Origin of the sequence: Gemmata sp. SH-PL17, assembly GCF_001610855.1 — a bacterium.
Taxonomy (GTDB): Bacteria; Planctomycetota; Planctomycetia; order Gemmatales; family Gemmataceae; genus Gemmata; species Gemmata massiliana.
The window spans coordinates 8,963,971-8,988,252 of record NZ_CP011271.1 but is presented as its reverse complement, the minus strand read 5'-3'; the positions used below and the strand labels follow the sequence as shown (position 1 = coordinate 8,988,252).

Genomic DNA, 24,282 nt, shown 5'->3' with positions numbered 1-24,282 from the left:
GCCCGTGACCGACGCCGCCTTCCGGGTTCTGGTCGAGCACGCCGCGGACCTGCTCGTCGTCACCGACGCCGCGGGCGTGATCCGGTACGTCAGCCCGTCGGCCCGGCGACTCGGGTACGCGGGCGCCTGGACCGGGCGCCGGGTGGAAGAGGTCGTTCATCCCGACGACCGGTCCGCGCTGACCGGCGCACTCGCGACCGCGGCCCCGGTCGAGTGCCGGCTGCCGCTCGTGTCCGGGGCGTGGCGGTTCGTGGAGGCGGTCGCCGCTGACTTACGGGCCGATCCAGTGGTCGGCGGGTTGATGATCGACTTCCGGGACGTGACCGACCGGAAGCGCGCGGAGGAACAGCTCCGTGCGCTGAACGACGATCTCGAACGGCGCGTCGCGGAGCGAACCGCGGAGGTCACCGCGGCCCACACGGTCACGGCATCGATCCCGGGCGTCGTCTATCGGATGCGGATCGATATTCCGACCCGGCGAGTTTTCCACGACTTCGTGAGCGACGGTATCCGCGAACTGGCCGGGATCGTTCCCGAAGACGCGCTGGGGGACGCGACCGGGTTCATCGAACTGATCTACCCGGACGATCGCCCGCGCATGGAAGCCCTTCTGATGGCGGCCATCCAGACGGGCGCTGCGACCGATGTGGAGTACCGGCTCCGGCACAGCGACGGGCACCTGAAATGGGTCCGCGGGCGCTTGAAACTCTCGGGCACCACGCCCGACGGGTGGCTCGTGTTCGACGGCTTCGCACACGACATCACGTCCCAAAAAGAAACCGAACGGCAGCTCCGGGAGAACGATGCCAAGTTCCGCGCGCTGTTCGAGGGGACCAGCGCCGGGGTGATCCTGGTGGACGCGGAGCGGGACCAGATCGTTGATTGCAACGAGGCCCTACTCGGCATGCTCCGGTGCCGGCGCGAGGCCGTCGTCGGGCAACCAGCGGCCCGATTCCGCGCCCCAATTCAGGCCGGTGGGGTGCCAGTAGCGGAACTCCGCGAGCGGGTCGCCGAGCAGGTCACGCGGCAGGGCGGTTTACGCGAAGAACTCTCGCTCCGCCGACCGGACGGAACGGAGTTCCAGGCGGAAGTGGTCATCAGCCCGTTCCGCCTGGACGGGCGACTCATGGCGCTCGGTGTCGCAACGGACGTGAGCGGGCGGAAGCGCGCGGAGGAGGCGTTGCGTCAGGCCGCTCAAGCGGCAGAAGCGGCGAGCCGCGCCAAGAGCGAGTTTTTGGCCCACATGAGCCACGAAATTCGCACGCCTATGAACGGCATCATTGGACTGACGGCCCTCGCACTCGACGGCAACCCGCCGCCCGAGCAGCGCGAGTACCTCGAACTGGTTCGTTCGTCGGCCGATGCCCTGCTCGCTACGCTCAACGACCTGCTCGACCTGTCCAAGATCGAAGCGGGCAAACTCGATCTCGATTGCACACCGTTCGCCCTTCGGCGGTTACTCGATGAGAGCCTCCGGGCGTTTGCCGTGCAAGCACGCGGGAAGGGGCTGGAGTTCGCGTGTCACGTCGAACCTGATGTTTCCGACACGCTCTCCGGCGATCCGCACAGGCTGCGTCAGATTCTCACCAACCTCGTCGCGAACGCGATCAAATTCACCGAACGCGGTGGCGTGAGCGTGCGCGTCGAGCCGGTCCCGGACGACGGTCGCGTCGGGCTGCGGTTCACCGTGCGCGACACCGGAATCGGCATCCCGGCCGACAAACAGGAGCACGTCTTCCGAGCGTTCGAGCAGGCCGACAACTCGACCACCCGGCGCTACGGTGGAACGGGCTTGGGGCTGACCATCGCGGGCCGACTATCCGCGCTGATGGGCGGGCAGATCGGGGTTCACAGTACCCCCGGTTTCGGGAGCACGTTCTTTTTCACAGTGCGACTCGACCGCGCCACAGAAAGTGTCTCGGAACCTCCCACCGCGTGTGCCACGAGTGCGCCGAATCGCACCGGGCGCCGGTTACGGATTCTCGTGGCCGAAGATCACGAAGTGAATCAAATCTTGACGCGGAGGCTCCTCGAACGCGCGGGGCACGAGGTCGTGCTCGTAGACAACGGCCGGGCCGCGTTGGACGCCCTTCGTGGTCGTGAATTCGATCTCGCGCTGCTCGATATTCAGATGCCCGAACTCGACGGACTGGAAGTGGTCCGGCACTTGCGTGAACACGAACGCGAACACAAACTCCCGCGGCGCCCCGTTCTCGCGCTCACGGCGTTCTCCATGAAGGGCGACCGGGAGCGGTGTCTCGCGGTTGGAATGGACGGGTACCTGTCGAAGCCGATTCGAGCGGCCGAACTGTATGCCGCCCTCGATCGGTACGCAACGGCGCGCCCCGTAGTCACAAGAACTGCGCCCGCAACGGAACTGCTCGACCGACCAACTATTCTCGCCGCATGTGCCGGCGATCAGGAGTTGCTCGACGAAATCACCCAGGTGTTCCGCGACCGCGCGCCGGCTCTCCTCGGTGCAGTTCGCGACGCGGTTGAGCGGGAAGACGCCGACAAGCTGACCCGTTCCGCCCATGCGTGCAAGGGTGTCACCGCAACGTTCTCTTCTATCGCCGCCGCAACCGCTCGGAAGCTGGAACACCAGGGACACGCCAAAGACCTGACCGGAGCCAGCGAACTGTGCTCCGAACTCGCGGGGCAGCTCGAACAAATCGCACGCGAACTCGTCGGGTTGCGTGTCTGCACTCTGCGTTAACGAGATCCACCCACTACCCATCCCGAGTTTGGGTCGCGCGGACCCATCCTGGGTCTACACGACCCCGCGTTCCGGTGTCGCCTATCACCAGAACAGCGAAAATCTCGATTCTCTTTTCTCACACAAGCCAATACCACGAAATAATTTCCGCCAATTGATTAAGAATAATTAACGAATAGGTACAGCGTTCGCTTTTCCATCTCGCATCTCAACCCGTCGCCCCGACTTCGCGGGGGCATCGCGAGGTGCGTCATGAAGAAGATCCCGATTCCGCTCCTGGTTCTGGTAGCCGCAACTGGTGCTGCGGCCGCGTGGTGGTACTGGCCCCGAAGCAACGGACCCGAACAACTCCGGCTCCCCGGTACGGTCGAGATTCAAGAAGTCCGACTCGCCTCCAAAATCGGCGGTCGCGTCGCAACCGTGCAAGTCGCAGAGGGGCAAGTTCTGGAACCGGGTCAGGTGATTGCGACGTTCGAGAAACCGGAACTGTCGGCCCGACTAGAGCAGGCTCGCGCCAAATTGGAGATCGCCCGCGCGTCGCTCGACAAAGCCAATCACGGATCGCGCCCCGAGGAAATCGCGGAAGCAAAAGCCGCTGCTGCTGCCGCCCGCGCTCGACTCGCGCGAATCAAAGCTGGAACCCGTGAAGAGGAAAAGGAGCGTGCCCGAACCGAAGTCGAAGCCGCAGTCGCGGACGAACGGCAGGCCGAAGAGGAATACATCCGATTGAAGCAACTCAATGACTCCGGCGTCGGCGCCCGAACCGATTTCCTGGCCGCGATCACGACGCGCGACCGAACCAAAGCTCACGCCGTCGCAGCTCGCGCGGCTCTCGCTCTGGCACTCGCAGGGAACCGACCGGAAGAAATCACCGAGGCCGAGGCCGAAGCTGCTCGCGCGGATGCCCGGTACGAACTGCTCCGCAAGGGCACGCGGGAAGAAGATAAGGCCGCGGCGTACTCCGCGGTGACCGAAGCCGAGGCCCAACTCGCCGAAGCCGAGACGAATTTACGAGAGGCCACCGTCACCGCGCCGGAGCGGTGCGTGGTGGAAGTGCTGGCGGTCCGCCCCGGGGACGTGCTTCCGGCCGGACAACCCATAGCCCGCGTGCTCCGGGCCGATGACCTGTGGGTGAAAGTCTTCGTCCCCTCCACCGACCTGGGCAAGCTGAAACCAAATCAGCCGGTCGAGGTGACCGTGGATTCGCACCCGGGTCAGCGCTTCCGCGGTGAAATCACACAGATCGCGTCCACCGCAGAATTTACCCCACGGAACGTGCAATCCGCGGACGAACGGAAGCACCAGGTCTTTGCGGCCAAGGTGCGAGTGACCGACCCGCATGGCGTGTTCAAGTCCGGAATGGCGGCCGAAGTCTTCGTCACCCCGACCGGGGGGCAATGACATGGAACCCGCGATCATGATCGAGCGCGCCTCGATCCGGTTCGGCAAGTTCACAGCAGTGGATGAAGTGTCGTTCGATGTCGGGCGTGGGGAAGTATTCGGGCTACTTGGCCCGAACGGGTCCGGGAAAACCACCCTGATCCGCGCCCTGTGCGGGCTGATCCCGTTCGCATCCGGTCGGGCCGAAGTGCTCGGGCGAGACGTGAGCGCGGACCCTGAGGGCATCCGCCAGAACATCGGGTACATGTCGCAGAAGTTCTCGCTCTACGCCGACCTGACCGTTCGCGAGAACATGGACTTTTACGCCGGCATCTACGGACTTCCAGGGACCGAAGCCCGCGCACGGCAAGCGGAACTGGTCGAACTTACGGGCTTGGGGCCGTATCTGACGCGCCGGTCCGGGTTGCTATCAGGGGGCTGGAAGCAGCGACTCGCGCTGGTGTGTGCGCTGCTCCACCGCCCGCGGCTCGTGTTCCTCGACGAGCCGACCGCGGGCATCGACCCGGTCGCCCGCCGCGACTTGTGGGACTTGCTGTTCCGGCTCGCGGCCGAGGGCGTCACGCTGTTCGTCACCACACACTACATGGACGAAGCCGAGCGGTGCGGTCGGGTGGGATACTTGTACCTGAGCAAGTTGCTCACGCTGGGCACGCCGGAAGAACTCAAGCGCCTCCCGACCGTGACCCCGCCGGGCACGAAGCGCCTGGAAATCAATGGGGGCGAAACGGCAGCGACCCTCGACCGACTGAAACGGCACCCGGCAGTTCGTGAAGCCACGATCTTCGGCCAGTCGGTTCACGCCCTGGTCGCGGAAGGCGCTAATGCGGCCGACCTCGGACTGCAACCCGATCAGGTGCGCGTCACCACCCCGAGCCTGGAAGACGTGTTCGTCACCCTCGCGAAAGCACAACAAGCCGCGTGACCTCACACGTGCGGCCCAGTGGAGAATTGCCCAATGTCCCTGACGACTTCACTCCGCCGGACCGCATCGGTAGCCCGGAAGGAGTTCCTGCACATGTTCCGGGACCGCGGGACGCTGTTCTTCGCGCTCGCCATCCCGGTACTCGAACTCATCATGCTGGGGTACGCCGTTGACACCAACGTGCGACACATCCGCACCGTGATTTTCGACGCGGCCCAGACTCAGGAGAGCCGCGAACTGCTGCGTGCGTTCGAGAACTCGGACGACTTCGATGTGGTGGAAATGGTGTACCGCGACGAGGATCTGACCCAGCGAATTGTGGCCGGAAAAGCACACGTCGCGGTGAAGATCCCGGAGAACTACTCGCGCCAGTTACAGGCCGGGCAAACGGCCCAGTTACTCGTTCTCGTGGACGGGTCCGAGTCGAGTGTCGCCTCGACTGCTCTGAACGTGAGCAACGCAATCGCGCTCCAGGAGTCGCTGAAACTCGCACTGAGTAACCGGGTGCTGCCGGTCGAGAGCCGTCCGCGGATCTTGTTCAACCCGGACACGCGATCGGCCAACTTCTTCATCCCCGGGTTGATGGTCTTTCTGTGCCAGATGATGGCCTCGATGCTGACGGCCAACGCGATCGTGCGCGAAAAGGAACTCGGCACACTCGAGCAACTCTTCATGACCCCGGTCCGCCCCGGCGAGTTGATGGTCGGGAAACTGGTGCCGTATTTGGTGTTGTCCTTTGTGCAGTTCCTCACAGTCGCCGGCCTCATGAGGGCGGTGTTCCAGGTACCGATTGCCGGGAGTTTCCCGTTGCTCCTGGCGATCAACCTGCCGTTCGTGGTTGCGGCCCTGGGGATCGGGTTACTCATCTCGGCGAAGTCGAACACGCGCGAGGAAGCCGGGCAAAAGGTGATGGGGAGTGTGCTGCCCTGCGTGTTCCTCTCGGGGTACATCTTCCCAATCGAATCGATGCCGGCGCTGCTCCGACCGCTGTCCCATGTGATCCCGACGACGTGGATGATCGACGCGGCCCGCGGCGTGATCCTCCGCGGTGCTGGATGGGCCGAGTTGTGGCAGAACGCCGCAATCCTCAGTGCGATGGCGTTCGTGGTTATCACGCTCGCGGCCGTGCAATTCAAGAAGCGTGTGTCGTGAAGCACTATGGCGAATTGAACACCACAACAAAACAAGCCCCACTCGTTTCTGCGAGTGGGGCTTGTGACTTTGACGCGCCGGCTCGGTCTACTGCCTGACCTGATTCGCGGAAGGCTCACGGCACCGCCGCCCGGAACCGGCCGGTGCCCGGCACGGAACCACGATCGGCGGGTTGTTCCAGACCGTGCCGGGCACCGGCCGGTTCCGGGCGAAAGCGGTGCTGGAACAGCCTTCCCCGAGGCGAGTGCAACGGTATGCGCTCGGCTGACGCAACATCAGCCTGCTGTAAAACAGCGAGCTAAACCAACTCGGCTCGTCGGGTGTATTGTACTCTCTTGCGGCGCGGGCACCTACTCACTTCGGCGCCAAGTCGAAAAGGGTATCCTGGACTAGATCGGGTTATGGAAAAGCGCCATACGGCCACAAATTCAAGGGGCGCGGGCGTGAACCATTCCGGCAAGCCTCCCAGAGGGATTGTTCCAGACCACGCAGCGTGCGATGCTACACGGCATGTGCCGTCACCGCCATGCGAACGAAAATAGGGTCACCCCAACAACACCGGCCAAAGCCCGGTGTCTGGTTGAAATACTCCGCCGCCAAGTCACCCGACGGAAGTTAATCCTGTTAGAATGCGGGATCATTCGTTACGCGCCATTCGCTGACTGCGGCCGGCCGCTCTGGGATCTGATGGCACTCCAACCGTGGTTTGAAACCACGCAACCACCCGCCGAATGGTTCAAGATCTATCGCGCCACTCAACAAGTGCCGGACGTTGCTCCGAGCAATGGCCAACCGTGGCAGTTCACTCAAGTCAACGGGCATCACGCGGTCGAGTGGCTCGAACAGCACGCGGATGGCACCGCGGACGACGACCAGTTGCTCCTCGCTGGTGAGTATTTTCACCACGCCGAGTACGCGGCTGAGGCCTATCGCTTTGACACCCCCGACGACCAGCGCGCCGAGTTGGAAATCCGCTACGGGGTTGCGTCCTGGCTCCTCAGCTTACGTGAGATTGGCCCGAAACTATGGAACATGCTCGACTATTATCTCGCTAGTTTTCCTGGCGAGTTCTACGTGTGGGCGGCTTGGCGACCGTTTCATCCCGAACATCAGGCTGTCGCAACAAGCCTGATCGATGACACCTTGGGCCACCCGCTTCGGTCCACTCGGTTCGACGAATCGTGGCGAACACCAGATACCATTGCAATCGCATCTACGATGTACGAGACGCGCGATTTCTCTTCGGCACCAATCCTGGCCGATGTGCTGGAAGATGCGGGCTGCGACAACACAGACATCCTTACCCACTGCCGAACCGAGCGCCGACATTGTCGCGGCTGCTGGGTAGTTGATCTGTTGCTAGGGCGGTCCTGATCAGTCGGGGCTGCCTCACAACACGGCCGCTCTCACCTACGAGAACACGATCTCACTTCTTCGCCGGTCCGAGGTACTCCAGGGTTAAGTGAGTCACGGCACGGGTGCCCTTATCGAAGTTCACGCTCGCCGAGAGGCGCGTCGACCCCGCCGACAGGTTCGCTTCCATCGAAATCGAATCCGTGCCCTTCGCTTGGACGTCGAAGAGTTCCCCTGTCGCGCTCATGGTTCCGCGTTCCAGTTTACCGGGAGCATGGAACATCACCTTGTACCGACCGGCTCGGGCGATCTCGACTTCCCAGTGCCCTTCGCTGTCCGCGTTCCACCCGGCCTTCGGCCCGCGCCAGTCCTGGCGGCTCAAGCAAACGGGGTTCTCCTTTTCCGAACCGATCACGATCCGCGGAGGTTCAAAACCCTTCTTCGTCACGTCCGAGAACCACGCCTCATATTCACGTTTGAGTTGGGCAACTTCCTCCGGCTTGTCGGCCGCGAGGTCTTTCTCCTCGAACGGGTCGGCCGCAATGTCGAAGAGTTCGTATTTCGGTGTCCACTTCGCGTTCGGAGCCACGCCCGCGGACTGCACGAGCTTATATTTCGGCCCGCGTGCCGCGAACGCGCGGTACTTCTCCGGTTCGCCGCCGCGGTGCCACTGGAAGAACAGCGTGCGCCCCGGCCAGTTTCCCGGAGTGTTGGCAAGTTGCCGCGCGAAACTCCGGCCGTCGAACGCGGCAGCCGAGTTCGCGCCACACAGTTCCAGTAGCGTCGGCGTGATGTCGATGTGTGCGAGCGGCGTATCGATCGCCTGCCCGCCTCTCACTTTCGCCGGGTAGCGGACGTAGCACGGTACCCGAATACCGCCCTCGTACACGGTACCCTTGCGGTTCCGTAACCCGGCGTTCCAGCGCACACCGCCGGGACCGTTGTCTGTCAGAAAGACGACGATCGTGTTGTCCTTGAGCTTCTTGTCCTCCAGTGCCCGCATGAGTGCGGCAAAGTTGGTGTCGATGTTCTCGATCATGCCGTAAGCCTTCGCGATCTCGTCGGTGTTCAACTTGGGAGTGGCCCACGGCTGACCGATCTTCGGGAAGTTCTTCTCGGTGAGGTCGAGTTTCGCATACTTCGCAGCGAATGCTTCCGGCACCTGATACGGCGCGTGCGGCGCGTTAAACGCCACGAACGCGAAAAACGGCTTGTCGCTCTCGGTCGTAATAAACTTCACCGCGGCGCTGGTGAACACGTCGGTGCAGTAGCCCTGTGTCTTCACCGCCAAGCCGTTTCGCTTCAGCACCGGGTCGAAGTACGCAGTCTTTAGGTCCGCGTCCGGCGGATCACTCGGCTGCGCGAGTCCACCGCCCGCGCTCCACAGCGTTTGCTGGAACCCGCGGTCCTCCGGGCGCAGCGGATAGTTGTCACCGAGGTGCCATTTCCCGAACAGTCCCGTGCGGTAACCGGTGGAACTGAGGTGCTGGGCGAGCGTCTTCGCATCGGGTCGCATCAGCGAGCGCCCGAGGTACGTGTCCACCACTCCAGTTCGGTAGTTGTAAAGCCCGGTCAGGAGACTCGCCCGCGTGGGCGAACACACCGGCGACACGTAGAAGTTTTTGAGCCACACCGATTCCTTCGCGAACGTGTCCAGGTTCGGCGTTTTCAGGATCGGGTTGCCGTGCGCGCCGAGGTCGCCGAACCCCTGATCGTCGGTGATGAGGACGAGAACGTTCGGTGGAGCATCGGCCGCGAACAGGAAGGTAGGCAGTGCCAGAATGAGAGCGGAGAGGAGCCAGCGCATGAGTTGTGTTCCCCGTTTAGCGATGGCCCCGGCGGAGCCACCGCTAAACTGAACACAGCAGGTGTTCAAGATCAACACGGAAACAGACTCTTATGCCCGACCCGATCCGAATTGCGGCCCTCGTGAGTGGAGGCGGTACCACGCTCCAGAACCTCATCGACTTGATCGCACGCGGGGCGCTGAACGCCCAGATTGTGGGTGTGGTGTCCAGTCGCGCGGATGTGTTCGGTGTGACGCGCGCGGAGCGAGCGGGCGTCCCGGTTAGCGTCGTGGAGAAGGCACCCGGCCGGTCGCCCGCGTTCGCGGATCGTGTGTGGGATGCCGTGCGCGGATTCGCCCCCGATCTCGTGTGCCTCGCCGGGTGGCTGCACTTACTGCCGATCGCGGCAGACTTCCGGCACAAGGTGCTGAACATCCACCCGTCATTGTTGCCCGCGTTCGGCGGGAAAGGAATGTACGGGCACCACGTTCACGAGGCGGTACTGAACTACGGCGCGAAGGTGTCGGGCTGCACGGTTCACTTCGCCGACGACACCTACGACACCGGGCCGATTCTGGTGCAAAAGTGTGTGCCCGTCAAAGACGGCGACACGCCCGATACGCTCGCCGCGCGTGTCTTCCAAGCCGAGTGCGAAGCGTACCCAGAAGCCATCCGCTTGATCGCGGACGGCCGGGTTACGGTGCAAGAACGACGAGTCGTGATTTCAGGCTGAGGTGCGGTCAGTTCGCCGGCTTCTCGCCACTCGTATCGCTGGTGCCCGGTTTGCGGAACTTCGCCGGCAGTTTCGGCGCTTCCGCGGGAGCCGCAACCGGCTTCACCTTGAGTGCCTTGTCCGCGATGTCCGTGCGGTAATGCATCCCGGTGAAGTTGATGAGCTTCACCGCTTCGTAGGCGCGGGCCTTCGCGTCTGCGAGCGTGTCACCGAGTGCGGTCACACCCAGCACGCGCCCGCCGTCCGTCACGAGGCGATCGCGTTCGTCGATCTTCGTGCCCGCGTGGAACACCTTCACGTCCGGGAGCCGGTCCGCATCCGCGATCCCGGTGATCGGCTTGCCGTTGTCGTACTTGCCCGGGTACCCGCCCGCGCACAGCACGACGCACACCGCGGGGCGCGTGTCCCACACGATCTTGTCCTCGAACTCTTGGAGGCGCTCGTCGGCGACCGCTTCGAGCAGGTCGAGCAGGTCGGTCTTCAGGCGCATGATGAGCACCTGCGTTTCGGGGTCACCGAACCGGCAGTTGAACTCCAGCACCCGCGTGCCCTGGTTAGTCAGAATGAAGCCGCCGAACAGCACCCCCTGGAACGGGTAGCGCCCGCGCTTCATCGCGTGGATCGTGGGGAAGAAGACGGTGCGGTCCCATTCCTTCATCAGTTCCGGGGTCGCGACCGGGGCCGGGCAGTACGCACCCATACCCCCGGTGTTCGGTCCGGTGTCGCCGTCGCCCACGGCCTTGTGGTCCTGGCACGCGGGGAGCGGCAAAAAGGTGCGCCCGCTCACGAGCGCGAGAACAGAAACTTCTTCGCCGTCGAGTCGCTTCTCCACCACGACGTTCCGACCGGCCTTCGACCCGAACTCCGCGTCCGTCATGATTCGGCGCACGGCCGCGACCGCTTCCGGCCCGGTCTTGCACACCACCACGCCCTTACCCGCGGCCAGGCCGTCGGCCTTCACCACTACAGGGTAGTCGCGCGTCTCGATGTAGTCGCGTGCGGGTTGCGGGTGGTCGAACACGCGGAACTCCGCGGTGGGCACGTCCGCGTGGCGCATCAGTTCCTTCGCGAACACCTTGCTCGACTCGATCCGCGCCGCGTCCTTGGACGGTCCGAAAACCTTGAGCCCCTTCCCGCGGAGGAAGTCCGCGAGTCCGGCCGCGAGCGGGTCTTCGGGACCGATCACCACCAGCCCGATCTTCTCGCGCAGGCAGAAGCGCTGGAGCTTGTCCGTTTCGGTGTACTCGATGGCTACGTTCGTGATGCCGTCGCTTGCCGTGCCCGCGTTCCCGGGAGCACAAAAAATCGTGCCCGCGCGCGGCGATTGTTTCAGCCGCCATGCCAGTGCATGCTCACGACCGCCCTTACCAATCACCATCACGTTCATGATTTGTGCTTCGTGTTTTCGTGTTTCGTGCTGTTCCGTCATTTTATCCGCACTCGAACCGAAAGCCACGCGCGAGAAGGTTGGCGCAGTTTCCTCTCGACTTCGGAATTGATTTCGCGTAGCCTAAGTGTTAAATTAGCTTCAACTATTCGACATAAGAAGTTAGTCGTTCGGAGGTCCGAGTGAGTACCGAGAACGCCCTGGGGGACGAGCGAAACGACCTACCTTCTACCCCACCCGACACGGGCACCCTCTCCCTGGAAGGCTTGAACAGCACCGTCGCAATACCGCCCGAAAATGCGAGCTTTTGGCGCCAGTATCGTGCGTTCGTTGGCCCGGCGTTCCTCGTGAGCGTGGGCTACATGGACCCCGGCAACTGGGGAACGGACCTCCAGGCCGGTGCGAGCTACCGCTTCGACCTGCTGTGGATCGTCGCGCTGTCGAGTTTCATGGCGATCATCATGCAGGTGTGCTCCGCGCGCCTGGGGATCGTCACCGGAAAAGATTTGGCACAAGCGTGCCGCGACTATTTCCCGGCGTGGACCCGGTGGCCGAACTGGTTGGCGTGCGAGATCGCGATCGGAGCCTGTGATCTGGCCGAAGTACTCGGGAGCGCGGTGGCGCTCAACCTCCTCTTCCACATCCCGCTGTTCTGGGCGGTGCTCATCACCGCGTTCGACGTGCTGCTGATCCTCGCACTTCAGGGATTCGGAGTGCGCTTCATCGAGGCCGTCATCCTGGCACTCGTCGCCACCATTGGCGGGTGCTACTTCGTCGAAATCTTCGTGTTACCGCACACAACGCCGGACTTCCTGGAAATGGGGGCCGCGCTCATCACTCCGGGGTTCCGCCGCGAAGGAATGATCGTGGGGGCGATCGGCATCATCGGGGCGACCGTGATGCCGCACAACCTGTACTTGCACTCGGCCCTGGTCCGCACGCGGCAAATCGGGTTCGACGAATCGACGATCCGCCGGGCGATCAAGTTCAACACCATTGATACGGTCGGGGCGCTGTCGCTCGCGTTCTTCGTAAATGCGTCCATTCTGGTACTCGCGGCCACGACGTTTTACGGTCGAGAGAGTGTCGCATTGCCGACCGGAGAAATCATCCCGTTCGACGATGATGCGGACTGGATTCGCGTCGCGTACCTGACGCTCGCGCCTCTGCTGGGAGCAACGTCGGCGAGCGTCCTGTTCGCGGTCGCACTACTCGCGAGCGGTCAGAGCAGCACCATTACGGGAACGCTGGCGGGACAGGTGGTGATGGAAGGGTTCATGCACTGGCGCCTGCGCCCGTGGGTGCGGCGAATTATCACGCGCCTGATCGCCATCCTTCCGGCGATCATCATCATTGGGATTCGCGGGAGCGGGAGCGTTACGGATCTGCTTGTACTAAGTCAGGTTGTGCTGGCGATGCAGTTACCGCTGGCACTGTTCCCGCTGCTGTACTTCACCAGCTCGAAGAAGCGAATGGGGAAGTTCCGCAACGGCTGGTTCCTGCTCACCGTTGGGTGGACGTCCTGCCTGCTTATCACCGCGTTAGATTTCTACGGGTTGCCGGACACGATGCAAAAAGCGTGGGTGGTGATCGTGGGTAAATCGGGAGAGTAGCAACTCCGTGCTTGTGCGGAGGGTTGGCCCAGTAGCGGGCGTCCTCCGCACGAGATTCGTCAGCATCACTCCTTGAACTCCCACACCTTGACCGTTTTGTCACTGCTCCCCGTAACGATCATCTCCCCTCCGGGATTGAACGCCACTGTGGTTACCGCGTCCGTGTGCCCCTTCAGCACGGTCCGCTCCTTACCGGTTTCGGCATCGTAAACGCGAGCGGTCTTATCAGCACCACCGGTGACGACCTGTTTGCCATCAGCACTAAAGGCGATCGTGTTCACCGCGTCCTTGTGTCCCTTCAATGTGGTCTGCACCTTACCGGTGAGTGCCGCATAAACGCGAACCTCACCGTTCTTCCCGCCGACTGCAATCGCCTTGCTGGACGGGCACACGACCAACACCGTCGCCTCGAACTTTTCCAACTTCTCTTCCCAGAGGGGTTTAGCTTGCGCCTTATCCCACCGCCGGAGCACGCCATCGGAGATCGTGGCGACCACGTCCGCCTCACCCGCCGCGGCCAAGTCCACTTTCTCCTTGTGCCGGAACGTGCCCTCGTTTTCGCTGGTAAGCACGTTGTTCGCGAAGTTGTTTTTGAGCAATCTCAGGTTTTTGTGCTCGTCGCTGGCGCTGGTCTGGAGCCAGTATTCGCCGTCCGCGGTCACACCGTAAGCCTTGAAGTTCTCGTTCCCACCGGTCCCGGGAAAGATCCGGTCCTTCTTGGGAACGCTAACCTGGTGTCGGTTCGCGTTGTCATTGGTCATCAGGTACAGCCAGACACTGTCCGGAGAAATCTGAAGGTGATTGATCGGCCTAGCCAGCTCAGCCCCGTCGAGCAACGTTTCCGACTCCTTACCAGTCATCGTGTCCCAGAGAATCAGCGCCCCGTCTGCGTCACCGGCCGCGACGAGATCCAAGCCGAACACAACGGCCGTGATTGCACTCTTATAGGTGAAGGTGTATTTCGTGCCCCATCCCTTTATCGCTGCGGGTACAGCAAGCGGCGTAGCCGTGGTTTGTGCGGGAACAGGCGGATCGGCCGCGATGAGAGCGTGAAGGCCAAACGCACCCAGCGCGAGCGCGACGCCGGTTACCCCGGCCGCGAACAGTTTGAACGTAGTGGTGTGCATGGGAACCCCTTGAACCAGGGCGGCCACCGGCGCGGGAATCCCGTCCCCGGCGGTTACCCCGACCGCGACGAGTACCGCGGACCGGAACGTTGACGCGGCCAGTTGCGCTGGCACAGTTGCCAGAGCCGCCGACGCCGGTAACAGCACACCCAACCCCGCCGCCGAGACCGCGACACCGCGACGCGAGAGCCGATCGGCGAGCAGCTTCCGGGCACGCGAGAGCCGGCCCGAGAGTGTCCCTTCGCTCCACCCGAGTAGCCCCGCGGCTTCCGCACGCGACCGCTGTTCGAGATCGCACAAGACGATCGCGGAGCGGTATTTGGTAGGAAGCCCCGCGAGCACGTCGTCGATCTTCGCCCGCAACGCGATCACGTCCGGATCGCTCGCGTCCGAGGGCACCGGAACGCGAGTGAAATCGACAGAGGCCGATGAAACGAGCTTCCGCGCCCATGCTCGTGCTTTCTTCGCTACGTGAACCGCGACCCCGTACAGCCACGCCCCGACGCGCTCCGGTGGAGACACCGTTGCGGCCCGAGTCGCGAGCACGAGGAATGTCGCTTGGAAGGCGTCGTCCGCGGTGTGAACGTCGGGGTGAAGAACGCGCCGACACGTGGCGAGCACCATCGGCCCGTGGCGCCGAACCAGTTCGGCGAACGCGACCTCATCGCGGGCTTCCGCGAACCGGCGCACGAGTTCGCCGTCGTCCGCGTTCACTTCGGCGGAAACGATCGTGACCGGAGCGGCTCGGAACCAGGCTCGCAGGCGTGCGGACATGAGCGGAACCCTCCGCCCTCGCGTCGCGAGAGCTTTCATGCGGGGTAGGGAGTGTGTTACCGCCTCCCTTTCCCTCAAGGGGCCTTAGCGCGTACACGATTTTCCCAAATTTGCGAAAACAAATCCAACCGCAAGAATTCTGTACCGCAGCACCTCACAACTCGCCCAATAAATACAGATCGAAAATTCAGTTGTAAAATTTAGTTCACTAGCATACGATATCGATTGCGGTGGATACCAATTCGCAGATGTTTCAGTTGCGCAGCGGGGATAGTAGTCGGGCTGTGCCCGACAGTATGGAACTCGCAGCATAGCCGCGGATTGGCAGGCGTCGGGCACAGCCCGACCTACCAACCACAACGACCTGCGAATCTGTAGATCGGTGACTCCACTGGAGGCTGAGAAACGTGTTCTGGAGGGTACTGTTGGTGATTGTTAGCCAAATGCCGCTCCGTCGCCGTGGGTGTTCCGATCGCCCAATGCGGCTCATCTGCTTGAAATTCAGGCAAATGAGAGCAGCAGCCGCGGATCACAGCCCTCGAACCGGCCCGAATTGTTAGCAAATGTCAGCGTGGTGACTGTGCGGGAGGCAGACCGAAATTTTCGAGCAAAAACGCCCTCACGTCAAAATGCCGATCGGTCGCGAGCGTATTCCCGGTGTACCTCGCGGCTCCATTCAGGAAAAACGATGCTCTTTCGATTGAGCAACGTCACCAAAACATACGGCCCCGTCACGGCCCTGCGCGGGCTGACGGTCGAGGCCGCTCCCGGCGCTGTGGGCCTACTCGGTCCCAACGGTGCGGGCAAAACCACCCTCATCCGAACGCTCCTGGGCCTCATCAACGTCGATTCCGGCGGCGGTGAAGTCCTGGGGCTGAACATCCACACGCAGCGGCTGGACATCCGCCAGCGGGTCGGGTTCATGCCCGAGGACGAGTGCCTGTTCCCGGCCGTGCCCGGCGTCGGATTCGTGTCCTACGCCGGTGAATTGTGCGGAATGGCACCCGGCGACGCGATGCAACGGGCACACGAAGTCCTCAACTACATCGGACTCGACGAGGCCCGCTACCGCCCGGTCGAATCGTACTCCACCGGCATGAAACAGCGGCTCAAACTTGCGGCCGCCATCGTCCACGATCCGAAGCTGCTCATACTCGACGAACCCACCAACGGCATGGACCCGGCCGGCCGACAGGAAATGATCGAGCTGGCCCGCGATCTCTCGCACGGCAAGGGGATGAGCCTGATCTTTTCGAGCCATCTGCTGCCGGATGTCGAAGCCGTGTGCGATCACGTCGTCGTGATGGGACGCGGGGCGCTTCTGGCCCAGGGCAACATTCAGGAAATGAAACAGGCACACCCGCGGTCGTTCGACGTGCGCGTGAAGGGTGATCGAGACGTGTTCCTGGCGCGTCTGCGGGCTGCGGGTGGCGACGCCAAACCCTACGAAGACGCTCTGCGTGTCGAGCTACCCGAAGGGCAAACGACGGACCTAATCTGGCGGATCGCGGCGGAAACGGGTGAACAAATTCGGCACCTGCGCCCACACCGCAGCTCGCTCGAAGACGTGTTCCTTGAAGCGGTCGGAGGGTAGGTTTCGTTCAGTCGGCCCTTTGTGTTCGCCAAGGGATACATCACTCGAACTGTGAAGGTGCCACATGCGAGGCGTGCGATCAGCCAACGTTATTGCAGCGGTAACATTATGTTCTCTTGGGCTCGTGGCGCATGTCGTATCAGCGGAGAAGCCCCTCGCTAAGCCTATCGAACCGGAGAAATTAGTTGTGAATGTGGACAATGGAATTTTGTCCATAAATACCAAAGCAATCTCCTTACCTGGGAATCGTGGTGCCGTCGTTGAACTGCTTGGAGAACCGTCTCGTGTATTGAATAAAGCCAACACCATCTTTGTCTGGGATGAGCTGGGAATCTTAATTCACGAGAATCCGGATACCAAAAAGATTGAACAAGTAAGTGTAGCGTTAGGATTACTCAAATATGAATTCTGGCCAAAGAAATCATTCCGAGGCAAATTGGCCGTCGATGGTGCGGTGATCACGGCAGACACCACCATTGAAGCAATCAACCGAGACAAGAAGGGGAAGAAATTCACTGCAACTGGGTTCGGGCTCCATTCTTCCGTCAGTTACGAGAAGGTAGAGGTAGTGACTAACAGGGCGAAGGGCATGGAAGTGAAACCCGATGGCCCAATCGCTGAATTTCTTATCGGGGTGAAATGAGTGAAACTGTGATCGTTCTGTTTCACCACAGTCGTCAGTGGTTTCAACAGATCATCATGACTTTGTGACCTTCGACTCGACGACTTTCGACCCGACGATACGCGCCTGTGGAGCAGCCGGGACGTAACTATGCCGATCTTCGACCAGGGCTACCAACACTGGCAGGGGCAACTCTCGGGGCACGGCTGGCGCTGGCTCGCGGTGGCCCGTCACGGCGTCCGCGCGCAGCTCCAGAATCGGTTCGTCCGGCTCCTGCTTTTCGTCGCGTGGATGCCCGCGCTGGCACTGGTCACGGCGCTCACGCTCTGGGGGTTGCTCGAACAGCAGGCCGAATCCGTTATCAGTCTCCTTCAGAGGTTGCTCCCGCCAGAAATGGTGGCGCAACCGCGTGACTTCCGGGGCGCGATGTGGACGGTCGCATACGCCTACTTCTTCAAGGCTGAACTCCTCTGTTCGCTGTTCTTGGTACTGATCGTCGGCCCGAACCTCGTGAGCCGCGACCTCCGGTTCAACGCACTCCCGCTGTACCTCTCGCGCCCGCTCCGGCGCGTCGATTACTTCCTGGGTAAGCTCGGCGTCATCGGCTTCTTCCTGGCCATGACGGTCGTGATCCCCGCGGTCGGCGCGTACCTGTTGGGGGTGGCCTTCAGTCTCGACTTGGGTGTCATTCGAGACACGCACCGGTTGCTGTGGGCGGGCGTACTGTACGGGTTGGTCATCACGATCGCGTCCGGAACGCTGATGCTGGCGCTGTCGTCGCTGTCGCGGCGCTCGATTTACGTCGGGATCGCCTGGGCCGGGATCATCTTCCTGAGCCACATGCTGAGTTCGGCGCTCGTGGGTATTCAAAACGACACCGAGCGGCGCGAGATCGTCCGCGCGGATATTGAAGCGTGGGTCAAAGATCACCCACCGCCGACGGGTATCGAGATGCGCGGGCCGTACCCGATTTCGCGGTCCACTGCGACGCGGCGCGTAGTCACTCCAGATACGCAGAAGCTCCCGGATCTGAGTCCGGAAGAACGTACCCAGGAACGGTGGATGCGCGACTGGTCGGTCGCCATGAGTGACGCCGGCTCACGGGCCGAAAGCGCCCGCGCCGCCCGCAGCTACAGCGACTGGCGCCCCACGCTCTCGTTCGCCAACAACCTGGATCGTATGGGCGACTGGCTGCTTGAAACGGACGGCGCATGGGAACTGCTGGGCCGCACGCTCGAGCGCCCGCGGCAAATCGTCGGCCCACTGGCAAAGGGGCGCAACGTCCCCGTTCCGAGTGGCCCACCCAACGACCGGCGACTGGCCGAGCGCATGGTTTGGCAGTTCCCCTGGTACTGGTCGGCCGGTGCGCTGACCGGCTTGTGCCTGATGTCCGCGTTCGTACTGTCGCGCCGCGTGAAGTCCCTGGACCGGCTCAAATGACCCCGATCATCGAGTTCGACGGCGTTTCCAAGTGGTACGGGAACGTCATCGGCCTGAACAAACTGACGCTGCACGTCCCGGCGGGCGTTACGGGCCTACTCGGTCCCAACGGCGCCGGCAAATCGACGTTGTTGCAACTGGCCACTGGTCAACTGCGACCGAGCCAGGGCACCGTCCGCGTGTTCGGCCAGGACGTCTGGGACAACCCGGGGCTGAATCATCTCATCGGCCTGTGCCCAGAACAGGACGCCTTCTACGAATGGATGACCGGGCACGACTTCGTCCGCACCTGTGCCCGCCTGAGCGGAATGAGCCGCCGGGACGCGACCAAGGCCGCGAACCGCGCGATGGAAATGGTCGGGATGACGGAGCACATGTACCGCGGGGTGCGCGGGTACTCGAAGGGGATGCGCCAGCGCACAAAGCTGGCCCAAGCGATGGTCCACAACCCGCGCGTGCTGTTCCTCGACGAACCACTCACCGGGACCGATCCCGTTGCCCGCCGCGACCTCATCGACGTGGTTCGCGGCCTCGGTGCGAGCGGATGCAGCGTGGTGGTATCGAGCCACGTGTTGCACGAGATCCAATCCCTTACCCCGCGTATCGTACTCCTGCACCGGGGGCGACTTGTTGCGCAGGGGCACGTCCGCGAGATCCGCGACCTGATCGACAAGCACCCGCACCGCATCGTGCTGGTGTGCGAACAGTACCGCGCGCTCGCGGCCAAGTTAGCCACGTGCGCCGATGTGGACGGGATCAAATTTATCGAGCGCGAATCGAGCCTTGTGGTCGAAACGCGGCAACCGGACGCCTTCTACGCGCGGCTGCCCGAGTTGGCCGCGACCGGCGGACTGTCACTCCGCGAAGTGTACTCGGAAGACGATAACCTCGAAGCCGTGTTTAAGTACCTGGTGAACCGATGACCGTAGCGGAAGTTCGGCCCCCGCGCCGCTCACTGTCAACTGAAACATCCGCTCTGATGGCACTGTTCGATTTAACGGTGCGCCAGCACACGCACGGCCGGCGGCTGTTGGTTCTCATCCTCTTGTATTTGCTGCCGTGTGCGCTGGCGGTACTGCTCCGCTCGCTCCCGCACCCAGCGCCGACCGACGCACTGGAATTCGCGCTCGTTCTCACGCTTTTGCCGCACGGGTTGGCTCCACTCACGGCTCTGCTGTACACGGCCGGCGTGGTGTCGGACGAGGTCGAAGAACAAACTCTGACGTACCTGCTACTACGGTCGATCCCGCGCTGGGAACTGTTCCTCACGAAGCTGCTCGCGACGATGTGCATGACCGCGCTACTAGTCGCAATGGCGGTACTGGCCCTCTACACATCGATCTACGCGGGCACGCCCCAATTCTGGAGCGAAGCCCTACCGCGTGCGGGTGGGGTGATCGCGGTCGCGACACTGGCCCAAGTCGGCTACTGCGTGCTGTTCGGGTTCCTGGGACTGGTCACGCGACGGGCACTGATAGGCGGGATCGCTTACATCGTGGCAGTCGAGGGCATACTGGCGAACCTCGACTTCGTGGGGCGCTCGCTCACAGTGGTGTACTACGTCCGCACGCTGTCACTCCGGTGGCTGGACTTGCCCACGGAGCAGTTGCGCCGGTGCCAGGATGCTTGGGGTATGACGGAGTTAGACAAGCTTCCGTCGTCGAGTACATGTGCGTTGGGGTTGCTCGGCTTCGGGGCCGCCGTTTCGTTGGTGTCGGCCCTGTGGTTCGCACGCAGCGAGTTCCGAGTGAAGACGCCGGGCAGCGATTGAGACGCTGATTCTGCTCAGGACAGGAACGCGAACTGCTCGGCCGCGGGGCCGGAGCGAAGCCAGCCGGCGACCATCGCGGACACGGTGACCTTCTCCGCGCGCCGAAACACCAAACCGCACTCACACGACACTTGCTCGAACGGCCCCTTGTACACAACCGCACACGGTCCGGGGGCCGCAGTACCGGCCTTCCAGCCTTGCAACCGAAGTTCGCGGAGTTCGACGCCGTTCACAGTGAAACAGTGGATGTCGCCGAGCTTCTCGTAGAAGAGGCCGCCGAATCCAGCGCGGAGCAACAGACCGAGGGGTTCCGTTTCCACCGGCACGCGCTGAACCATTGACGCCAGCCCCGGCAGTTTCGGCGTGCCCGGGAACGGCTTGTCACTCACCAACCCGTGGATCGAGAGCTTGCCGCCCGGCCGAAGCGCACGGTGCGCGTCAACGAGGAGCTTGGCCAGGCGCTCGGGTGATACGAGCGCGTTGAATGTGCCTTCGAGTAGAACTTCGTCGAGTGAGTTGTCCTTGTGCGGGATGCGGTCCGGCACTTGGTCCGTGAGACGGTGCTGCCACACAGCTTGTGCGGGCTGTTCGAGCGGCGCGGGCGGGTCGTCGAACCCGGAGTGGTCGATGTCTTCGTGGAGGGTGTAAATCTCCCACAACGTCCGGTCCGGATCGGTCACCCAGAACTTCGTCTGCCGCGAGTAGCAGCACTCCACGCCCTCTTGCCGCTGCGTCGCGATCCCGGCCTCTTCGAGCCGGCGCTGCACGCCAACGAGAGCCGCCGAATCGGGAAACCGGAGGCCAATGTGGTTGAGCGCCCCGCCGGGCTGTTGCGGACTCGGGTAGAGCGCGAGCACGAGCGGCGGAACGGCGACGTCGAACTTCGCGTAGTCGTCGAAGTGCTTCGCCGGCGCCGTGCCCAGCAGCGTGCGATAGAACCGCACCGAGCGCGTCAGGTCCGCGACGTGCAACCCCACGTGGAAGCGCGTTGCGGTGGTTGGTGCGGCATCGATCGTTGCGGACATTGGTTGCTCCGTCTTGGGCGTGCGACCGGTGCGAGCCGGTGCAATTGAGAACGAAGGATAAGAACGGGCCTCAATCTCGTCAACCGACTCAGGTCGGTCGCGTACTTGAGCACCCGGCTCCTGTGTTCGGCTCAAAGAACAAGAACTGCTCGGCGATGGGACCGAGTCGGAGTTGCTCCCACACCGCGACCGGCACGCTCACGCGCTTTCCGCGCTCGAAGACGTGCCCACCGTCGGCGGTCGCGCGGGCGAATGGCCCTTTGTAGAGCACCTGTTTCGTCTCGCTTGCGTTTTTGGGAGACGCCGGTTTCCACGCGACGAACTTGACCTCTCGTAGCTCGACGCCGTCGGCGACGAACCACGCTTTTTCGGTGAACTTCACCACTTGCGCGCCGACGAATCCCGCGCGGCGCAGCACGTTGATCGGCTCCGTTTGAGCCGGAACGTAAGCGACCATTGCGGCCAACCCGGGTAGTTTCGGCGGAGCGCCGGGGAAGGGCTTGTCGCCCATCAGTCCGTGCGTGAGGATCTTCCCACCCGGTTTCAGCACGCGGGCGACTTCTTTCAGCAGGGCCGCGCGTTGAGCGTCGGTCAGTTCGGCGTTAAAAGTCCCGACGAGCCGAACCTCGTCGAGCGAGTTACCCTTGTGCGGAATGCGTTCGGGCAAACCGTTGGTGACAAAGTGTTCCCACACAGCTTCCGGTCGGGTCTTCGCACCGCTCTCGGCATCCGCGCGGGCCACTTTGCCCTCGAAGCTCTTGCGAACCATTTCCGGGAGCACGTCTTCTTCAACGCGGTAGATTTCCCAGAAGTTGCCGAACGGGTCCGTCACCCACAACTTGTTCTGCTTCGCGTAGCCGCACACCGTGCCGTCCTGGGCCTGCGTGCAGACGCCGGCCGCTTCAAGTCGTTTGCGGTAGTGCTGGATCGTCTCGTCGGACCCGACGCGGAGGCCGATGTGACTGAGGGAGGCACCGGGACCGGGCGGGTGCGGGGCGAGCGAGAAGATAACGGGCGGGTCTTCGAGTTCAAATTTGGCGTAGTCGGCGTGGTGCTTTGCGGGCTTCAGACCGAAGAGGAGCGTGTAGAACTCCACTGCCCGCACGAGGTCGGGCACGTTAAGCGACATGTGAAACTTAACCGGCTCTTCGATCACTGTCAGGGACGACATCACCAAACCTCTTCGGACTCTCGCTCCGGCGCTGGTATCAGTCGAGCCGGCGGATGAACCACCCACGCGGCTACAGCAAGCACCAGAGCGATCCCGGCAAAACTGTAAAAGAACAGTGCGGTTCCGCTGTTCTGTTCGCGAACGAAGGAAAGCAGAACCGGTCCGCTCGCGGACGCGAACACCGACAATACCTGTACCGTTGCCTGAATGCTACCCAAGTGGGCGCGCCCGTAGGTGTGACCGTACACGGCAAAGTAGATGACCGTAATGATACCACCCGAAGCGCCGAGCAGTGTAGCGTAAACGGCCGCTCCCACGAGTGTCGTTACCAGCGGGAAGATCAACAGCGACGCGGCCAAGATCGCGACACCCGCGCCGAGTAACTTCCCTAGCGGTCGGTGGCGCGCGAGCGCACCCGCGATGACATTTGCCGGTAGCCCGCTGACCATCAGCACCCCGAGCACCAAACCGTTGGCCTGTTTCCCGTCTAAACCATGTTCCTGCAAGAGCAGTTCGTTGTCGAGTGTCAGTGCGGAAAAGATCAGGTTAAAAACGGTCGCCGCAGAAGTGTACACCCAGAACGAAGGTGTCGCGAGTGCGGCCCATACTGTCATGGACGCGGCCCCTTGCGTCTCAAGTGCCGGCTCATCGGGAGGCACCCCGCACGCTTCGGGCGAACTCCGCGCGAACAACAAGCCAAGCGGAACGAGTCCCAGTAGAAGCGCCAGCCCCACGCCCTCCCACGCCGCGCGCCAACCGACCGACTTCACACTCGCTTCTACGATGAAAATCGGTGCCACGAACCCGACGGCGAGTAACAGCGTGAACGCCCCCATCGCCGCGCCGGCGCGTCGACGGAACCACTTCCCGACGAGCGCGATCGCCACGACCGAAAGTGCCCCCTGACCCAATCCACGAACCAGTATGAGCGCGACTGCAAGTTCCACCTCGTTCGCCGCACGACTCATGAGAAGCACGCACGCGCCAAGTGCCGCACCCAAGCCACCAAGAACGAGCCGCGTGCCGAATTTATCGATGGCCCGACCAATAGGAATGACGCACACCGCACCTACGACGATGGCCCAGAAATTGATGACGTTGAACCGCAAATCACTGATACCGAGTTCAGCGCGAAGTGGTTCTTTAATCAGTCCCAAACCGTAAGTACGACCCGGCAGCGTGGCCGACATCGCGACGGCCGCGATCCCCACGTTGACCCACCCGTAGTAGAACGGCAATCCGGCGACCCACGATCGCGTAGAGGGGGATGCGACTTCCGAACTCATGCGACTCCACGGGTCAAGGCAGCGTGATGACGGGCACTTCCTGGTCCGACTGTTTGCTCACCGTGAACTTGTGCGGTGACCTCTCCGGTTTGGCCAGTTTACCCGCGAGTTGATCCCCGCCCTCTGGCTCGAACGGTGTTTTCTTCGGCACGGGCCAGGTGATCGTGATGATGTAATCGCCCGCAGGTGCCCCGTCACCCTCGGCGTAAGTGGTGAGCGCATAGTTCCCCTGCTCGTCCGTTCGCGCGATGACTCTGTGGCTACGCAATGAGAGAAGGGCATGCATCGTGACTATGTGACGCTACAGGCGCGTCAAGTATTCGAGGGCACCGCTCGACCAATCGCGAGTGCGCGTAAAAACTCACTCCGCCGAAGTGACGAACTCAACCACCGCCAACGCGCTGCGGC

General features: G+C 62.6%; 19 protein-coding genes. 12 read left to right on the top strand and 7 right to left on the bottom strand.

Going from position 1 to position 24,282, the window contains the following annotated elements; all coding sequences use genetic code 11:
* Positions 1–4: 4 nt before the first annotated feature.
* The 5 genes from VT84_RS37635 to VT84_RS40380 all read left to right on the top strand — a co-directional run bounded on the left by VT84_RS37635 (position 5) and on the right by VT84_RS40380 (position 7,565).
* Positions 5–2,716 (top strand): PAS domain S-box protein, encoded by a 2,712-nt coding sequence (locus tag VT84_RS37635; RefSeq protein ID WP_162271973.1) that lies wholly within the window; start codon positions 5–7, stop codon positions 2,714–2,716.
* 252 nt (positions 2,717–2,968) lie between these two features.
* Positions 2,969–4,117 carry an HlyD family secretion protein gene (locus tag VT84_RS37630; RefSeq protein ID WP_082843165.1) on the top strand — a complete coding sequence of 383 codons (1,149 nt, stop codon included), beginning with the start codon at positions 2,969–2,971 and terminating at the stop codon, positions 4,115–4,117.
* A 1-nt stretch (position 4,118) separates the two neighbouring features.
* Entirely contained in the window at positions 4,119–5,039 is a 921-nt protein-coding gene (locus VT84_RS37625; protein ID WP_082843164.1) for an ATP-binding cassette domain-containing protein, read from the top strand.
* Between the two features lie 33 nt (positions 5,040–5,072).
* Complete coding sequence (locus VT84_RS37620) at positions 5,073–6,191, top strand: ABC transporter permease (protein WP_082843163.1); 1,119 nt, start codon at positions 5,073–5,075, stop codon at positions 6,189–6,191.
* A gap of 687 nt (positions 6,192–6,878) precedes the next feature.
* On the top strand, positions 6,879–7,565 hold the full coding sequence (locus VT84_RS40380) for a hypothetical protein (protein ID WP_204249848.1): 687 nt from the start codon (positions 6,879–6,881) through the stop codon (positions 7,563–7,565).
* Positions 7,566–7,617: 52 nt separating this feature from the next.
* On the opposite strand, the gene VT84_RS37610 is transcribed toward VT84_RS40380, so the two are convergent.
* Positions 7,618–9,351 carry an arylsulfatase gene (locus tag VT84_RS37610; RefSeq protein ID WP_082843162.1) on the bottom strand — a complete coding sequence of 578 codons (1,734 nt, stop codon included), beginning with the start codon at positions 9,349–9,351 and terminating at the stop codon, positions 7,618–7,620.
* Between the two features lie 92 nt (positions 9,352–9,443).
* Here VT84_RS37610 and purN point away from each other — a divergent pair, with 92 nt between their 5' ends.
* Entirely contained in the window at positions 9,444–10,064 is a 621-nt protein-coding gene (purN, locus tag VT84_RS37605) for a phosphoribosylglycinamide formyltransferase (protein WP_082843161.1), read from the top strand.
* Positions 10,065–10,071: 7 nt separating this feature from the next.
* Here purN and purD read toward each other — a convergent pair whose 3' ends face one another.
* On the bottom strand, positions 10,072–11,493 hold the full coding sequence (gene purD / locus VT84_RS37600; protein WP_239465608.1) for a phosphoribosylamine--glycine ligase: 1,422 nt from the start codon (positions 11,491–11,493) through the stop codon (positions 10,072–10,074).
* Between the two features lie 140 nt (positions 11,494–11,633).
* Here purD and VT84_RS37595 point away from each other — a divergent pair, with 140 nt between their 5' ends.
* The gene (locus VT84_RS37595) at positions 11,634–13,064 is read left to right on the top strand and encodes an Nramp family divalent metal transporter (protein ID WP_157470293.1); all 1,431 of its coding nucleotides are present in this window, start codon (positions 11,634–11,636) and stop codon (positions 13,062–13,064) included.
* 65 nt (positions 13,065–13,129) lie between these two features.
* Here the strand turns inward: VT84_RS37595 and VT84_RS37590 are convergent, their stop codons facing one another.
* On the bottom strand, positions 13,130–14,965 hold the full coding sequence (locus VT84_RS37590) for a sigma-70 family RNA polymerase sigma factor (protein ID WP_052549460.1): 1,836 nt from the start codon (positions 14,963–14,965) through the stop codon (positions 13,130–13,132).
* Between the two features lie 688 nt (positions 14,966–15,653).
* Here VT84_RS37590 and VT84_RS37585 point away from each other — a divergent pair.
* The 5 genes from VT84_RS37585 (at position 15,654) to VT84_RS37570 (ending at position 20,392) form a co-directional block, all read left to right on the top strand.
* Positions 15,654–16,559: an ATP-binding cassette domain-containing protein gene (locus VT84_RS37585; protein WP_052549462.1), complete on the top strand. Its 906-nt coding sequence runs from the start codon at positions 15,654–15,656 to the stop codon at positions 16,557–16,559.
* A 64-nt stretch (positions 16,560–16,623) separates the two neighbouring features.
* Complete coding sequence (locus tag VT84_RS39370; protein ID WP_157470290.1) at positions 16,624–17,202, top strand: hypothetical protein; 579 nt, start codon at positions 16,624–16,626, stop codon at positions 17,200–17,202.
* 129 nt (positions 17,203–17,331) lie between these two features.
* Positions 17,332–18,621, top strand: coding sequence for an ABC transporter permease (locus VT84_RS39850; RefSeq protein WP_162271972.1), 1,290 nt, complete (start codon positions 17,332–17,334; stop codon positions 18,619–18,621).
* Positions 18,618–19,544 (top strand): ABC transporter ATP-binding protein, encoded by a 927-nt coding sequence (locus VT84_RS37575; RefSeq protein ID WP_162271971.1) that lies wholly within the window; start codon positions 18,618–18,620, stop codon positions 19,542–19,544. Before VT84_RS39850 ends, VT84_RS37575 begins: the two co-directional genes overlap by 4 nt.
* A 56-nt stretch (positions 19,545–19,600) precedes the next feature.
* Positions 19,601–20,392, top strand: coding sequence for an ABC transporter permease subunit (locus VT84_RS37570; RefSeq protein WP_052549466.1), 792 nt, complete (start codon positions 19,601–19,603; stop codon positions 20,390–20,392).
* A gap of 14 nt (positions 20,393–20,406) precedes the next feature.
* On the opposite strand, the gene VT84_RS37565 is transcribed toward VT84_RS37570, so the two are convergent.
* The 4 genes from VT84_RS37565 to VT84_RS37550 form a co-directional block, all read right to left on the bottom strand.
* Positions 20,407–21,417 carry an ArsI/CadI family heavy metal resistance metalloenzyme gene (locus tag VT84_RS37565; protein WP_052549467.1) on the bottom strand — a complete coding sequence of 337 codons (1,011 nt, stop codon included), beginning with the start codon at positions 21,415–21,417 and terminating at the stop codon, positions 20,407–20,409.
* 88 nt (positions 21,418–21,505) lie between these two features.
* A complete protein-coding gene (locus VT84_RS37560; RefSeq protein WP_052549469.1) occupies positions 21,506–22,588 on the bottom strand; it encodes an ArsI/CadI family heavy metal resistance metalloenzyme in 1,083 nt (360 codons plus the stop codon).
* Positions 22,588–23,874 (bottom strand): CynX/NimT family MFS transporter, encoded by a 1,287-nt coding sequence (locus VT84_RS37555; protein ID WP_082843157.1) that lies wholly within the window; start codon positions 23,872–23,874, stop codon positions 22,588–22,590. The genes VT84_RS37560 and VT84_RS37555 overlap by 1 nt, the downstream gene beginning before the upstream one ends.
* A 13-nt stretch (positions 23,875–23,887) precedes the next feature.
* Positions 23,888–24,142: a hypothetical protein gene (locus tag VT84_RS37550; RefSeq protein WP_052549473.1), complete on the bottom strand. Its 255-nt coding sequence runs from the start codon at positions 24,140–24,142 to the stop codon at positions 23,888–23,890.
* Positions 24,143–24,282 lie beyond the last annotated feature (140 nt).